The 14,894-nt window shown below is 60.3% G+C and carries 12 protein-coding genes; 2 read left to right on the top strand and 10 right to left on the bottom strand.

Annotation, left to right across the window (positions count from 1 at the left end):
* Positions 1-331 precede the first annotated feature (331 nt).
* From JQ575_RS13765 to JQ575_RS13740, 6 genes are all read right to left on the bottom strand, one after another.
* Positions 332-1,537 carry an OpgC domain-containing protein gene (locus JQ575_RS13765; RefSeq protein WP_212033722.1) on the bottom strand — a complete coding sequence of 402 codons (1,206 nt, stop codon included), beginning with the start codon at positions 1,535-1,537 and terminating at the stop codon, positions 332-334.
* Positions 1,538-1,771: 234 nt separating this feature from the next.
* Positions 1,772-2,953 (bottom strand): acetate/propionate family kinase, encoded by a 1,182-nt coding sequence (locus tag JQ575_RS13760; protein WP_212033721.1) that lies wholly within the window; start codon positions 2,951-2,953, stop codon positions 1,772-1,774.
* Between the two features lie 35 nt (positions 2,954-2,988).
* Positions 2,989-5,406 carry a phosphoketolase gene (locus JQ575_RS13755; RefSeq protein WP_212033720.1) on the bottom strand — a complete coding sequence of 806 codons (2,418 nt, stop codon included), beginning with the start codon at positions 5,404-5,406 and terminating at the stop codon, positions 2,989-2,991.
* Between the two features lie 127 nt (positions 5,407-5,533).
* Positions 5,534-5,701 carry a hypothetical protein gene (locus tag JQ575_RS13750; protein WP_212033719.1) on the bottom strand — a complete coding sequence of 56 codons (168 nt, stop codon included), beginning with the start codon at positions 5,699-5,701 and terminating at the stop codon, positions 5,534-5,536.
* A gap of 28 nt (positions 5,702-5,729) precedes the next feature.
* Positions 5,730-6,479, bottom strand: a complete 750-nt coding sequence (locus tag JQ575_RS13745) for a CBS domain-containing protein (protein ID WP_212033718.1) — start codon at positions 6,477-6,479, stop codon at positions 5,730-5,732.
* Positions 6,480-6,552: 73 nt separating this feature from the next.
* The gene (locus tag JQ575_RS13740) at positions 6,553-7,023 is read right to left on the bottom strand and encodes an Hsp20/alpha crystallin family protein (RefSeq protein WP_212033717.1); all 471 of its coding nucleotides are present in this window, start codon (positions 7,021-7,023) and stop codon (positions 6,553-6,555) included.
* Positions 7,024-7,155: 132 nt separating this feature from the next.
* Here JQ575_RS13740 and JQ575_RS13735 point away from each other — a divergent pair, with 132 nt between their 5' ends.
* Both JQ575_RS13735 and JQ575_RS13730 read left to right on the top strand, forming a co-directional pair.
* The gene (locus JQ575_RS13735; RefSeq protein WP_212033764.1) at positions 7,156-8,139 is read left to right on the top strand and encodes a zinc-dependent alcohol dehydrogenase family protein; all 984 of its coding nucleotides are present in this window, start codon (positions 7,156-7,158) and stop codon (positions 8,137-8,139) included.
* Positions 8,136-9,752: an AAA family ATPase gene (locus tag JQ575_RS13730; RefSeq protein WP_312015935.1), complete on the top strand. Its 1,617-nt coding sequence runs from the start codon at positions 8,136-8,138 to the stop codon at positions 9,750-9,752. The genes JQ575_RS13735 and JQ575_RS13730 overlap by 4 nt, the downstream gene beginning before the upstream one ends.
* Before the next feature lie 143 nt (positions 9,753-9,895).
* Here JQ575_RS13730 and JQ575_RS13725 read toward each other — a convergent pair whose 3' ends face one another.
* The 4 genes from JQ575_RS13725 to JQ575_RS13710 are packed head-to-tail and all read right to left on the bottom strand — an operon-like array spanning position 9,896 to position 14,821.
* On the bottom strand, positions 9,896-11,488 hold the full coding sequence (locus JQ575_RS13725; RefSeq protein ID WP_212033716.1) for an MBL fold metallo-hydrolase RNA specificity domain-containing protein: 1,593 nt from the start codon (positions 11,486-11,488) through the stop codon (positions 9,896-9,898).
* A gap of 33 nt (positions 11,489-11,521) precedes the next feature.
* Positions 11,522-12,403 (bottom strand): ribose-phosphate diphosphokinase, encoded by an 882-nt coding sequence (locus JQ575_RS13720; protein ID WP_212033715.1) that lies wholly within the window; start codon positions 12,401-12,403, stop codon positions 11,522-11,524.
* Positions 12,400-13,953, bottom strand: coding sequence for a thymidine phosphorylase family protein (locus tag JQ575_RS13715; RefSeq protein WP_212033714.1), 1,554 nt, complete (start codon positions 13,951-13,953; stop codon positions 12,400-12,402). Before JQ575_RS13715 ends, JQ575_RS13720 begins: the two co-directional genes overlap by 4 nt.
* A 28-nt stretch (positions 13,954-13,981) precedes the next feature.
* Positions 13,982-14,821 carry a universal stress protein gene (locus JQ575_RS13710; protein ID WP_212033713.1) on the bottom strand — a complete coding sequence of 280 codons (840 nt, stop codon included), beginning with the start codon at positions 14,819-14,821 and terminating at the stop codon, positions 13,982-13,984.
* Between the last annotated feature and the right edge of the window lie 73 nt (positions 14,822-14,894).

Below are 14,894 nucleotides of genomic sequence, written 5' to 3'. Positions count from 1 at the left end.
ACCCACCCGATCCCTAATCGTTACCCCGCCCTTCACGTCAAAATAATAGGTGTGCATCAGCGGCATAGAAAATGAGAGGGAAGGTTGGCGGATGCTTCCAAACCCGGAGAGTTCGAGTGCACCCGCAAATCGTGCGGCCGGTCAAAAGAAGTATTTCCTCGCCGTGCTCGTAACATTTCAGAGCAATGGCGGGCGATCATGATCTCGTCGCTGTGGGGATGACGCGGGGCCGAAGCCGCCGGTCGGAGACTTGAATCAGTTAAGCTTCGCGCCCGGGAGCAGATGCGGAGAACGTCGCTCATATTGGCGGTCCGCGTTTTTCGTCGTGGAATCAGACGGTACTTGCGACCCCCTTGTTACAGAGCCCGCCGATGGGCAGGTGGCCTTCCTCCCCAATTGGACGATGTAAGTCGGCATGGACGCTCTTTTCCACTCGCTTCGACCACGATCTGTAGTAGGCGACCGCGGTCATGATCGAGAGGCCGCCAGCTCCAACGAGGAGTTGAGCAAGAACCCCGTCGGAAGTCGCTTCCAGAATAAAATATGCGATGAATGAGAGGTAGATTCCAACGCAAAACACCTCGAGGGACTGTTGCCCGCATTTGACCAGCGGCCGCCAGATGGCCACCCGCAGTCCCGGTGCATCGATCGGTATGATTCGCGCTACGACGATGATTAGAAGCGCCAGATGCAGGAAGCGATAGGGCGCCAAATTGGTTTTGTCGTTGGGGTTAAATGCATCGAATAGAAAGCGCGGAAACACTGCCTGAAGCTCTGGCAGGAACGCCGCGAACGTCATTATCGTCGCAAAAAGCAAATAGGTTACACCGACGCAGAAGACCAGCCGGGAGCGGACCAGGAAATTCAGCGTATCGGCTCCACCCAAGGCCAACCATGCGCCGAGCACAAAGAGAAGTTGCCACGCGAACGGGTTGAAATACCAAACCCCCGATGGATAGGAGGGAAAATTCCAGCCAAATTGCCGGGCAGCGAAATAGAGCAACACGGATCCGAACATGATCCAGTTGCGATGCTTGAGCATCAGCCAAAGAATTGGCGGAAAGCTACCCATTAGAACGACGTAGAGCGGTAGCACATCGAGATTCACCGGCTTGTATTTCAATACTAGTCCTTCGACCAGCGCCTCGACTGGAGCATTGGTCAGGGGAGCAACATTGAATTGGTCGATGAAATCAGGAGCGTTGAATTTGTGCGACAGAAAATGGATGGAAGATATGTAGAACACGAATAGTAAAACGTGGGCGGCATAGATTTGCCAGACGCGCTTCAAGAGCCGCGTTGCTCCGAAAACAAAGCCGCGCTCGGACATTTTTCTCGTGTACACGGAAGCCGACGTGTAGCCGGAAATGAACACGAATAGATCGGCGCCATCGCTGAAGCCGTAGTTTCGGAACGTCAGCCAGGCGAGCACCGTGCTGGGAATATGGCCCAGGAACATAGCCCAGTTTGCGAGTCCACGAAAGAGATCGAGACGCAAATCCCGCTTTGAGGGTGGAAGAGCCGTGGCGACGCTCATTTTCCTGATCCGCAATGTGATAATCCGGAGAGCCTAGGGTGCGTCGCATCCGGCTGACCGCGCAGACGCGTTGAACCACCGGATCCGGGGTTGAGCCCTTCGACAATCAATATAAGGGTAGGGTGCAACCCTTGGGACCTTGTTGAGCTATGTCAAGACCAAGGGGGCTTCCGGGTCAGCTCCGCGGCGGAGAGCCGCGCCATGAACAAGGCTCTGGCCAACAGCAGGAGTGTTTCAGCCCTGTGATCGCAATTTCTCCGAGCAATGGCGGGCGATCATGGTCTCCTCGCTTGTAGGAATGACACGAACGTCAACCCCGCTGTTCTCAGTGTTGATGCATTCGCTCGCCTGATCATTTGCCGAATGATCGATCCGCACTCCCAGCCATTGCAGCAATTCGCATACTTGCTGTCTTATCTCTGCGCTATGCTCGCCGATGCCGCCGGTAAAGACGAGACATTCCAAGCCGCCCAGCGTATTTGCCATCGCGCTAACTTCCCTGGCGACGCGAAACGTGAACAGCTCGATCGCCTCGGCAGCTCGCGGATCGTGGCTGGCGAGCAAGACGCGCATGTCGGCGGAAAGACCGGAGATGCCAAGCAATCCGGATTCCTGGTACAGCATGTGCTGGAGGTCATCGACGGACATGCCCTGCTGCTGAAGGTATATCAGCACGCCAGGATCGATGGCGCCGCCGCGCGTGCCCATCATCAATCCGTCGAGCGGGGTGAGGCCCATGGTGGTATCGACGCTTCTGCCGTTGCGCATCGCGCAAAGGCTGGCTCCGTTGCCGAGATGCGCCGCCACGGTGCGCTTACCTGAGAGGATCGGGGATATCTCGGCTAGGTGGTTGGCGATAAACTCAAAGGAAAGTCCGTGAAAACCGTAGCGTCTAATGCCCATCTCTTCGAATCGTCGCGAGATCGCAAAGCGGCTGACGGGGGGTACGAGGCCATGATGGAAGGCGGTGTCGAAGCAGGCAATTTGCGTGAGATCGGGCCGCAGCGACCTGATGGCCCGTATCGGCGACAGGCAGCGCGGCTGATGCAGAGGTGCAAGTGGCGTCAGGGCGGCCATCGCGTCGATGGTTTTGTCGGTGACTTCGGCTGGACCGTCAAAATCGCGTCCGCCGTGAACGACCCGATGCCCGATGGCGGCTAACGTGCCGCCGGCGAGATTGTCATTGCTCCAATCCAGGATATCGGAGAGCAGGGCATCGCCGTTATTGTCGGCCGTCGCGCGTCGCTTCTCGGACAAATGATTGCCGGCGGCGTCGGTCACGGTGAAGCCTGGCTTGGCCTCGTGTTCGTCGAGCAGGCCTTTGCAGAGCAAGCGCGGCTCAGCCCCGGAAATATCGAACAATCCGAACTTGATGCTGGAGGAGCCTGCATTCAGGACCAGGACGGCGTCGGACATTATCGATGTTCCTGACAGGGCAGCCGAGACAATCGTCAGCCCACGGCTGGGACGGAAGTTTGCCGAGGATTGTTTGGCCAGACCCAGTTACGAACTTGCGGCATGTCTTCGCCGTGTTCGCGGACGTAGTGCGAATGTTCGATCAAGGCATCGCGAAATTGCTGCTTGAAATGGGCGGCAGCGACGCCGAGGCCGGGAACGCGTTCGATGACCTCGATCGCCAGATGAAACCGGTCAAGCTCGTTCAGCACCAGCATGTCGAACGGGGTCGTTGTGGTGCCTTCTTCCTCAAAGCCGCGGACGTGCATTCCGGCGTGGTTGGTCCGGTTATAGGTCAGGCGGTGAATCAGGTAGGGATAGCCGTGATAGGCAAAAATCACCGGCCGGTCGCGGGTGAAGAGACCGTCAAAATCGCGCTCGCTGAGGCCGTGCGGATGCTGTTCCTTCGGCTGCAACGTCATGAGATCGACGACGTTGACGACGCGAATTTTAAGCTCGGGCAGGGAGTTTCGAAGCAGGTCTACCGCAGCCAGGGTTTCGAGCGTCGGAACGTCGCCGGCACAGGCCATCACGACATCCGGTTCGGAGTCTTCGGTTTCGCTACCGGCCCATCTCCAGACTCCGATGCCCGCGGCGCAATGCGTCGCCGCCTGCTGCATGGTCAGCCACTGCGGCGAGACCTGTTTGCCGGCGACAATCACATTGATCCTGTCGTAGGTTCGCAGGCAATGATCGGTGATCCAGAGCAACGTGTTGGCGTCAGGCGGGAGGTAAATGCGCACGATGTCGGCCTTCTTGTTGGCGACAAGATCGACGAAGCCCGGGTCCTGGTGGCTGAAGCCGTTGTGATCCTGCTGCCAGACGTGCGAGGTAAGGAGATAGTTGAGCGAGGCGATTGGACGTCGCCAGGGCAGGCTGCGCGAAACCTTCAGCCACTTGGCGTGCTGGTTGAACATGGAATCCACGATGTGGATGAAGGCTTCGTAGCAAGAGAAGAGGCCGTGGCGGCCGGTGAGCAAATATCCCTCCAGCCAACCCTGGCAGAGATGCTCGCTCAAGACCTCCATCACACGACCATCCTGAGCCAAGTGAACATCGTAAGGCTCGGTGCTCTCCATCCAGACCCGTTCGGTCGCCTCGAACACTGCGTCAAGGCGGTTTGAGGCGGTTTCATCCGGTCCCATGATCCGAAAGTTCCGCGCCTCGGCGTTCAGGCGGAAGACGTCGCGGAGGAAGCGTCCCATCGTGCGCGTCGCCTCGGCTTTGACGCCTCCGGGCTGGGGCACAACAATGGCATAATCGTTAGGGTTCGGCAGTTTAAGGTCGCGTTTCAGCAATCCACCGTTGGCATGCGGATTGGCTCCCATTCGCCGCTCGCCGGTTGGCGCGAGAGCCTGCAATTCCGGGAGCAGGCGGCCCGTGTCATCGAACAGCGTTTCGGGTTGGTAGCTGCGCATCCACCGCTCGAGCAGTTCAAGATGCTTGGGATTTCCGCGGGGATTCGCGATCGGGACTTGATGCGCGCGCCAGAAGCCTTCGACTTTTAAGCCATCGACTTCCTTGGGGCCAGTCCACCCCTTGGGGCTGCGGAGCACGATCATCGGCCATTTCGGGCGGTCGCTCGTCTTGCGACCGTCGCGCGCAGTGCGCTGGATCGCACGAATGCTCTCGATTGCCTGCTTCAAGACGTCGGCCATCTGCCGATGCATCACCTTGGGGTCGTCACCTTCAACGAACAGGGGTTCGTGACCATAGCCGGTAAAGAGCTGACGGATCTCGTCGTCATTCATCCGGCCGAGCACGGTCGGGTTGGCGATCTTGTAGCCGTTAAGATGAAGGATCGGGAGAACCGCGCCGTCACGGACGGGGCTCAGGAACTTGTTGGAATGCCATGAGGCCGCCAGTGGTCCGGTCTCAGCCTCGCCGTCGCCTATTACGCAAGCAACGATCAGGTCAGGGTTGTCGAAAGCCGCACCATAGGCGTGCACCAGCGCGTAGCCGAGTTCGCCGCCCTCGTGGATCGACCCCGGCGTCTCCGGAGCGGCGTGACTGGGGATGCCGCCCGGGAAGGAGAACTGCCGGAACAAACGTCGCAGACCATCGGTATCCCGACTGATCTCGGGATAGATCTCGCTGTAGGAGCCTTCCAGATAGGTATTGGCGACGACGCCGGGGCCGCCATGGCCGGGCCCGCAGACGTAAATGACATTGAGATCCAGGGCCCGGATAGCCCGATTGAGGTGAGCATAAATAAAGTTGAGCCCGGGCGTCGTGCCCCAATGTCCCAGCAGGCGCGGTTTGACGTGCTCTGACCGTAGCGGTTCCTGGAGCAGCGGATTATCGAGCAGATAAATCTGGCCGACCGACAGGTAGTTGGCCGCGCGCCAATAACGGTCTACCAGGTTCAGGTCGTCGGTATTCGCCAGCTCATCATTCGCTCTTGTCGTCGCCATCTCGATCCCTCCGGGCCGGCCTGCATATCAACCAGATCGAAGGCCGATCGATCCGTCCCGTCAGGCAAAAGATCCGCATTGACGGTCGGTGCGGCGAGCAGAGCTGGACGTGGTTGGCGTGCTCCATCTAGAGCTCGCGTCGCGCTTTCCATGCGACAGCGATAGCTGCGGCACCGATGATCAACGTCATCATCAGCAAGGTTTGCATGATACCAAAATTCAAAGCGTCGCGCGCGACGAACAGCGAGGTGATCGCCGCGGCAACGACCGAGAGGAGACGAAGGAGCCAAGCCATTTGCAAGCCTTTCCGTGAGGCAATGGCGTCAGCTTGCGGCCTTCATTCCCTCTGGCGGTTCTGCGGCTTTTCGGTCTTCGGGGGATTCCACGTAGAAGCCTGAATAAGTATCTACGTAGCAGAGGTGATCGTGGACCTCTTTTACGCTCGATATATTTTCGGCCGCGACGATTGTTGCATGGCGTACGTGATCGTCGAAGATGATTCCGTGGAGGTGAACGATCCCGTTCCGAACGGTAACCTGAAATCCGGCAGGGCGCCAATCTGCCGCATGAACCGCCCGCATAATACGATTGCGGATGTGGTCGTCGTCCGCAGTTGGGTCAGGAACGTCGTGCGCCATGCTGGCCACGGCTTGTAAGAGATTTGAACGGGTGACAATCCCGACCAAGACCTTGCCACTCAGAACGGGCAAGCGCTTGATGCCGTGTTTTTCCATGAGTTCTACAAGCTCGCTCAGCGGTGTTTGCTCGCTCACCGTAATGGCATCTCGTGTCATGACATCTTCCACTTTGCGACCCCGCTCGTGGACATACTCGTTGGCCAATTTTCCGGCGCTCGCAAAGAACTGGAGGATGGTCGATCGCTTGCGCGCGGTGCCAGTTTCGACCCGTCGCAGAAAATCACTCTCGGAGACTATTCCCATCAGGGAGCCATCGTCATCTACGACGGGTAGGCCACTAAGATGACACCGCAGCATGATGTTTGCCGCGTCTTGAATCGATGTATGAGGCGTTACGGTCATAACGTCTTTTGTCATGATCTGATGGGCGCGCATTTCTGGATCTCCTGCTCCATTCTTCCTGAAAGGGCAGAGCGCAGCGGAATGACGCCGCGCTCTGTTGGCCACCTCACGCGGCTGTCTTGATTTCGATTTGCTTGGCTTGCTTCGGTGCCGGCTTCGGTATCGTGACCTTCAGCACGCCATTGGCGATCTCGGCGGAAATGTCTTCGATCTTGACACCGGAGGGCAGTTCGACCGATCGCGCGAACGAGCCGTAGCTGCGCTCAACAAGGTGACAGTCCTTGTTCTTTTCTTCACGCTCGTTCTTCTTCTCGCCGCGAATGGTCAGAAGATTGTCGGTGACATTGAGCTCGACATCTTTCTTCTCCAACCCCGGTAGTTCGGCGGTAATCTCGATCGCCTTGTCGGTCTCGCTGATGTCCATGCTGGGCAGGACAGTGCTGGCGAGCCCTGGGATATTGCGCGAGACACCGTCGAACAGCCGGTCGATTTCTTGCTGCAGGAACGAGAAGGGGTTGGTATCGCGGCGGGTGACGGCACGCTGGGTTCCAACCGGGATCACGGACTTCGTATTCATATGGACCTCCTGGTTAAGCCAAACTGGCACGACCATGTTAGCGAGGGCGGCTACGAACCCTTTGACGAGGATCAAACTTCGACCATGCAACGTTGGATACGGTACACACGCCAATGCGAGGATGGCCACGAGATGCGAGCGATGGTTTTGACGGCGCCCGGCGCGCCGCTCCAGTTTCAAGAGAGGGACGGTCCGGTTCCCGGGCCGGGCGCTGTGTGCGTCAAGATTAGCGCTTGCGGCGTGTGCCGCACGGATCTGCATGTGGTGGATCGAGAATTGCCGGATATTGCCTATCCCATCATCCCCGGCCACGAGGTGGTCGGCCGGGTGGAGGCACTTGGCGACGGCGTAACTGCGCTTGAAATCGGAGCGCGCGTCGGTGTTCCCTGGCTCGGCTACACATGCCAGGAATGCAGCTATTGCCGGGAGGGTCGAGAAAATCTGTGCGATCGTCCGGGTTTCACCGGCTACACCCGTGACGGAGGCTTTGCCACGCATCTCGTTGCAGACGCGCGTTATTGCTTTCCACTCGGCGAGGTCGGCAACGACGTTGCCATTGCACCTTTGCTGTGCGCGGGTCTGATCGGTTGGCGCTCCCTGGTGATCGCGGGCGAAGGAAGGCATCTCGGCATCTATGGCTTCGGCGCCGCCGGCCATATCATTGCGCAGGTGGCCCGCTGGCAGGGACGTTCCGTCTACGCGTTCACGCGTGCGGGCGATGTCGAGGCGCAAGGGCTGGCGAAATCTCTCGGCGTGGACTGGGTCGGGGAATCGGAGCAGAGGCCGCCGATGCCACTCGATGCTGCCATCATCTATGCGCCGGTAGGCGCGCTGGTCCCACTGGCACTCCGCGCGGTGGGCAAAGGCGGGCGGGTGGTCTGCGCCGGCATTCACATGTCGGATATTCCTTCGTTTCCCTACAGCATACTCTGGGAAGAGCGGCAGTTGCTCTCCGTCGCCAATCTCACGCGCAATGACGGGATCGAGTTCTTCAAGGTCGCTGCCCAGGCGGGCATCAAGACCCATACGACGGCATTTCCATTGCGGGAAGCCAATGAGGTTCTGTCGAAGTTGCGCTCGGGACAAATCACTGGCGCTGCCGTGCTACAGCCGTGACTCTGATACGACCCAGCGATATCGCGACGGACTCCGAGAGCCAGCTCCAAGGTCGTGTGCTGGATTTTCTCGAGAACTCCAGCTTCGGCCCAGTAAAGGGTGGCAAGCGTATCGATACCCATGCCTCGGTGGTGTTTCTCGGTAGGGATCGCGCCTTGAAGATCAAACGGGCCGTGAGGCTGCCGTTTCTCGACTATTCGACGCTCGAGAAGCGCCAGCGTGCCTGCGAAGAGGAACTGAAGGTCAACGCCGGCAATGCTCCGGAGCTTTACCGGCGGGTCGTGTCGATCACGCGCGCCGACGACGGTGGTCTTGAAATAGGAGGAAGTGGTGTTCCGGTCGAATGGGCGGTCGAAATGGCGCGCTTCGACGAGGAGCAGGCGCTGGATCGCATCGCCGCGAGGCAACAGGTCGAACCGTCCCTAGCAGTTGCTGTCGCAGATACCATCCTGCAATCGCATGACAAGGCGCCGCGCGCCGATGGCGAAACCTGGCTCGCCTCCATTCCCGGCATCATCGACCGCAACACCGCAAAATTCCGTACCGTGCATGGGCTTGATGGTTCCGCGATTGATCAGCTCGATGCTCGAAGCCACGATCATGTCGCGACGCTTCAGACCTTGCTTGAGCGGCGTGCCGGGCAAGGGTTCGTTCGGCGCTGCCATGGCGACCTTCATCTGGCCAATATTGCGTTGATTGACGGAGCGCCTCGGCTGTTCGATGCCATTGAATTCGATCCGGCCATTGCGACGACGGACGTCCTCTACGATCTCGCGTTCACGCTGATGGACTTGATACATTTTGACAATAAGGCAGCCTCGAACGCGATGTTCAATCGCTATCTCGCCGGCGCGTCGGAAAACAATCTCGATGGCCTCGCCGTCCTGCCCCTGTTTCTCTCGATGCGTGCGGCGATCCGCGCACATGTGCTGTTTACCAAGAGCGAGCAGATGGTGGATGGCGAAGCCGCGTGGCAGGAGGCCACACGATATTTCGATTTGGCCCAGCGCCTCGCCGACCCCAAGCCGCCACTGCTGACCGCGATCGGCGGCCTGTCGGGGACAGGGAAGTCGGTTCTCGCATGCGGGCTTGCGGACATGATCGAGCCTCCGCCCGGCGCGGTCATTCTCCGCTCGGATGTCATGCGCAAGCATCTGTTCGGCGTGAGCGAAACGACGCATCTGCCTGAAGCTGCCTATCAGTTCGAGACCTCCCGGCGTGTCTATGATCTACTTTCGAGAACCGCATTACGGATTCTTGCCCAGGGCTGTTCGGTCATTCTCGACGCGGCCTATCTCAAGGAAACGCAGCGGGCCGGACTTCCGGATTTGGCGTGCCGGCACCGCGCCCGCTTTGTCGGCCTGTTCCTGAAGGCCGATTTGACGACCCGGCTTTCGCGGATCGGGCGGCGCGAGCACGATGCGTCGGATGCAACGCCGGACGTTGCCAAGCAGCAAGAGGCGATGGCGATCGGTACGGTGAACTGGCATATGGTCGATGCTTCGGGAACACCCGCTGACACGCTGCAGCGGGGTCTCACCTGTTTACACGATGCGGGCGGATCATTGGGCGACAGTAGATGGAGCGGGCCACAAAGCAATCGGCCAGCGTAAGGCCTCGTCGTCATCTCCGGCGACCTGCTGACTGAAAGTCTGCGCGTTATGCTGACGATGTGCGCCCGGTTTCGAAGTAAATCGGATCCGACCAAACGCGATATCTGCGACTTTTGGCTGAAAGATCGCGAGACGGGGTGCGCTCATTCATCCAGTGCACGTCGTAGTCTTCGAACGATGACTCCGCGCGCGCGATCGTCTGCGGCGGCTTCGATGCGATCGCTGATGTCGAGAATGAGTTTCGACATGTCATTGTGCCAGTCGAGCCTGACCACGGCCTCGGGCGCCAGCCGGCGGCGATGGGAGCTATCGAGCAGCGTTGGCGCTGCGCTGGACAATTCGTAGACGTCGTCCAGAAGCGCCTGGGAGACCCGAGCCGCCGGGATGATCCGTTCGGAGATACGTTCCGCTAGGCCGGTGATGGCCGGCTCCTCGCCATGAACCAGGAACACGCCGTGTTGAACAGGTCGGCGTTCGGCGATCCAGCGCGTCAGTTCTGATCCGTCGGCATGTCCGGAATAGTCGTCAATATTTCGAATCCGCGCCGCAACCTTGATCTCATTGCCCTGGATCCGAACGGTCTTGGCGCCGTCGGCGAGAAACCGGCCGAGCGTTCCCTGAGCCTGAAATCCGACCAGCAGTACGGTGGCCCGTGCATTCCACAGCCAGTTCTTCAGATGGTGGCGGATGCGCCCGGCATCGCACATCCCGCTGGCGGCGATGACGATATGAAACCCGGTCAGCTTGGCGATCGCCTTGCTCTCATCGACCGTTTCGGTAAATCGAAGTTGCGGCGAGTTCAAAAGCCTTTCCACGTCCACCGCGGGGTCGAGGCTTGAAGCGTGTTTGCGAAAGACTTCGGTGGCGCGGATCGCGAGCGGAGAATCGAGGAAGATCGGGGCGGACGGTATCTCACCACGCTCCATCAGGTCGACCAGATCGACGATCAGTTCCTGGGTGCGCTCCACCGCGAAGGCCGGAATCAGCAGCGCGCCCTTGCGGGTCGCCGCGTCGCGGACCTCCGTTGCCAAACGCGCGCGGCGCGCGTCAGCCGTGATCGGTGCACGCTCCCGGTCGCCATAGGTCGATTCCGAGATGACATAGTCGAAGCCCGCCGGGGCCTCGGGATCAGGTTGCAGCAACTTGGCGTCGGGGCCGACGTCACCGGAACAAAGTAGGCGCAGCGGTCTACGCGAAGGGTTCTGATCGGCGAATTCGATCTCGATCGAGGCGGAGCCGAGCAGATGTCCGGCGTTCCAGTAGCGGGCGCGAACGCCGGAAATCACATCGACCCACTTTTCGTAGTCGACGGGCGTGAACGACTGCAGCGTGGCGATCGCATCGGCCTGCGTATAGATCGGGCTGACCTCGGCCCGTCCGCGCGCCGTGTTGCGCCGGTTCAAGGCGGCGACCTCGGACTCCTGGATGCTGCCGGCATCCGGCAGCATGTAGGAACAGAGATCGATGGTGCCGCGCGTCGCCAGGATGCGGCCGGGAAAGCCGTTGCGCACCAGCTTTGGCAATAGGCCGCTGTGGTCGATATGGGCATGGGTCAGGAGGACGGCGTCGATGTCGGCGGGGCGAAAGGGAAACGGCCGATAGTTCAGCTCCTTCAGGGTTTTGGGTCCCTGAAACAGGCCGCAATCGACCAGGAAGCGCCCGGAGCGGGTCTCGAACAGATAGCAGGAGCCCGTCACCGTACGGGCCGCGCCGAAGAACCGGACCGTGATGCTCATCGGGGTGCCTCCAGAAGGGTTGTGAACGTTATTTCATCTTGAAGCGTCGATGAATAGATTGTCGAGCACGATGGCGTTGGTGGAGTGTGGCACACTGTGGGTCGAACGGATCGAGCGAATGCCGGACTGGATCACGTCGCGGCAGAGTTGCTCCGGGAACAGTGCGTGCGTGACGACCGCATCGATCATTGTCGCGCCGGCCGACGTCAGCGCCCTGGCGCAGGCGATCAGGGTGCCGCCCGAGGAGACGATATCGTCGACGATTAAAGTAGGACGCCCGGCAATGGATGTCCGGTCCGGGACCCTGATCTCGACGGAGCGGTCACCGCGGCGGACTTTTTGCGCAACGACGTGACAAAGCCGAAGCCGGCTGGCGAGATCGCTGACCCAAGGCTCCGATTCAGCATCCGGTCCCACCACGACGGTTGCGGGATCAAGGCCGGTTTTGCGCAGCGCGACCGCTATTGCCGGCATTGCCGACAGATTGTCGGATGCGATCCCCGGAAAAACCGCTGCGATGTCGGGCGTGCGGTGCAGATGCGCATCGACGGTGACCACCCGGTCGAAGCATCCAGCGAGCAGCGCGCCGATGACCTTTTGGCTGATCGCTTGGCCTTCGTGGAAAGCTGTGTCCTGGCGCATGTAGCAGAGATAGGGCGCCAGCAGGATGAGGCGTTTCGCACCCCCGCGCCGCAACGCTTCTGCGGCCAGGGTTAGCGCGATCAGTTTCTCGTTCGGCCGGTCGAGCGACGCATAGATGATGGTCACAGGCGACGCCGGTGTCGCCGTCACCCGAAGTTCCCCGTCGGGAAACCCATGGATCGCAATCTCGTGAAAGGGAATGCCGAGCCGCGCCGCGAGCCGGGTGGCTTCGCGCGACGACGACGGCAGGCTCTGAATGATGGCCGCGTTCACGGTGCTGCCTCGTCGGTTGCTGGTTGCCGGGTGCCGACGGTGTAACCGCTATTCGCTTTTGCGCCAGCCGCGGCGAGGTCGAGTTCCGACTGGTCATAAGCATGGATTCGATAGAGCGGCTGGCCCTTCTCGACGCGGTCGCCGATCTTGCAGAACAGCCGGATGCCGGCGCCCTTGTCGATCGGCGCCCCTGCGGTGCGCGCGAGGCGGTTCAACTGGAGACAGTTGATCTCGGAAATCGTGCCGTCATTGGCGGCGGCGACATCGACGGTCAGCTTGCCGACGTCGTTGCGGCAGGCGGAGGGTCCCTGTGCGTCGATGATCTCCTGCATTTTCTTCAGTGCCGCGCCGCTGTCGAGCAATTCGCGGGCGCGAGCATAGCCGCTGCCGCCTCGCAACTGCGGGTCATACTCCAGCAGATGCGCCGCAAGCCGCAGCGATTTTTCGCGCAAATCAGCGGGGGCCGACGCGTCGTTGGTCAGAACGGCCATGATGTCTTCGGCCTCCAAAACCGGACCGATGCCGTTGCCGATCGGCTGACGGCCATCGGTTGTGATCACTTCGACGGCAATGCCGAAATGGTCGCCGACGAATTCGAAGAGCTTGCGCAGGCGCATTGCTTGGTTGGCGTTGGCCAGTTTCGCGGTCGGACCGACCGGCAGGTCGACCAGCAGGTGGGTGGAGCCAGCTGCGAGCTTTTTCGACATGATCGAAGCGACCATCTGCTCGCTGGTGTCGAGGCTGAGCGGGCGTTCGACGGAGATCAGAATATCATCCGCCGGGGACAGGTTGACGTGGCCGCCCCAGACCAGACAGCCGCGACAAGCGGCGACGATTTCCTTCATCTCTTCGACGCCGACATCGACCCGGGTCAACACTTCCATGGTGTCGGCGGTGCCAGCGGGCGAAGTAATCGCGCGCGAGGATGTCTTGGGGATGGTCAACCCGTGCGCCGCCACGATCGGAACTACGATCATGGAGGTGCGGTTGCCCGGAATGCCGCCGATGCAGTGCTTGTCGACGACGATGGTGTCAGGCCATTTCAGCTGCGTGCCGGCCCGCGCCATCGCGTGCACCAAAGCAATAAGCTCGCCGCTGGTCATGAAGCTGGCCGAGCCGATCAGAAATGCCGCGATCTCCATGTCGGAGTAGCGATAATGCGCGATGTCGCCGATGATCGCCTCGATCTCGGTCGGTTTCAGGGTCCGGCCCTGGATCTTGGCACGGACGGCATCGAAGCTTGCAGGTGAGGCTGCGGGACGCACGGTAATCAAGCTGTCAACAGGTTGGGCAAAGCGCCGGAACGCCGGTTCGGAAAGGCCGATTTCATCGGGCCCGACCAACGCGTCGTCGTCCGTGATCAGCAGCGTCGCGAGCAGAATTCTCGTGCCAACCCGCAATTCGACCCGGCTGAATCCACGGAAAACATCCGGTCGCAAGGCGCTGGAGTGGCGTGAGATCACGACCACATTCTCCCGTCCGGTATCGAGGCTCATTCGGCGAGCCTTCAAGAGCGGACCGGATCCATTCCTTTTCGTATCGTCGGCCATTCGATCTCCAAGGCGCACCAGCACTCCGTCAATGCGAGAGCAGGATCGGGAGCGGCGGCTTGGACAGCAGGCTCTTGGTTGCGCCACCCAGGATGAATTCGCGCCATCGCGCGTGACCGTAGGCGCCCATCACGAGGACGTCGGCCTTGTGCGAAAGCACGTAGGCTTCGAGAACCTCGTCGATCTGTCTGCCGTCCGCATCGACCTTGTCCAGCACCACGTCGATACGATGGCGGGCCAGGTTCTTTGCCAGTTCTTCGGCGGAATGCTTGGTGTCGAAAACCTTTTCGTTGCCGACGGTGAGGACGCGCACCTTCTTGGCGCGCTCAAGCAGCGGAAGCGCATCGGAAACCGCCCGGGCCGCCGCGCGGCTGAAATCCCAGGCCACGACAACGGTGCCCAGTTCGAATGGGCGCGCGCTGGGAGTCTCTGGCAATACTAGGGTCGGCCGGCCCGATCCGAAGATCACGGACTCCGCATACCATTGGTCATAAGATTCCGGCACCGGCACGATCGTGAGATCGTGAAGCCGGGCGTAGTCAACCAGCAACTCCGGAACATCAAAGGTCAGGCATTTTTCGACGATCGTCTCGTGTGGAACGCCGGCCTTTTCTGCCGCTGCGTCAAATGCAGCGAGCAGGCCTCCCGCGCTCTGTCGGCTCTTTTCGGCTTCGCCCGCAATAATACCGGAAATACTTGGGATTGAGCCCGACAGGATGTTGCCGGGTACCTGAACGTGAACCTCGCAGGAGACTGCGGCAAGGTGAGCGCCAAGTACGGCGGCAATTGAAACCGCAGTTTCGACCACAGAGTTCGGGGTTGGCTCGGGATAGCTTGTCAGTGTCAGCAGAATGTCTTTGAAGGCCATGTGTCTCTCCTTTGTCCTGATGGCAATCTAGCGCGGCGGGGGCGGCGGCTTTTGATCCATCGCAAGGAGCAGA

Source organism: Bradyrhizobium sp. JYMT SZCCT0428 (assembly GCF_018131075.1).
Classification (GTDB): domain Bacteria; phylum Pseudomonadota; class Alphaproteobacteria; order Rhizobiales; family Xanthobacteraceae; genus Bradyrhizobium.
Note: the sequence above shows the minus strand (reverse complement) of the source record. Positions and strands in the feature narration are given on the sequence as shown.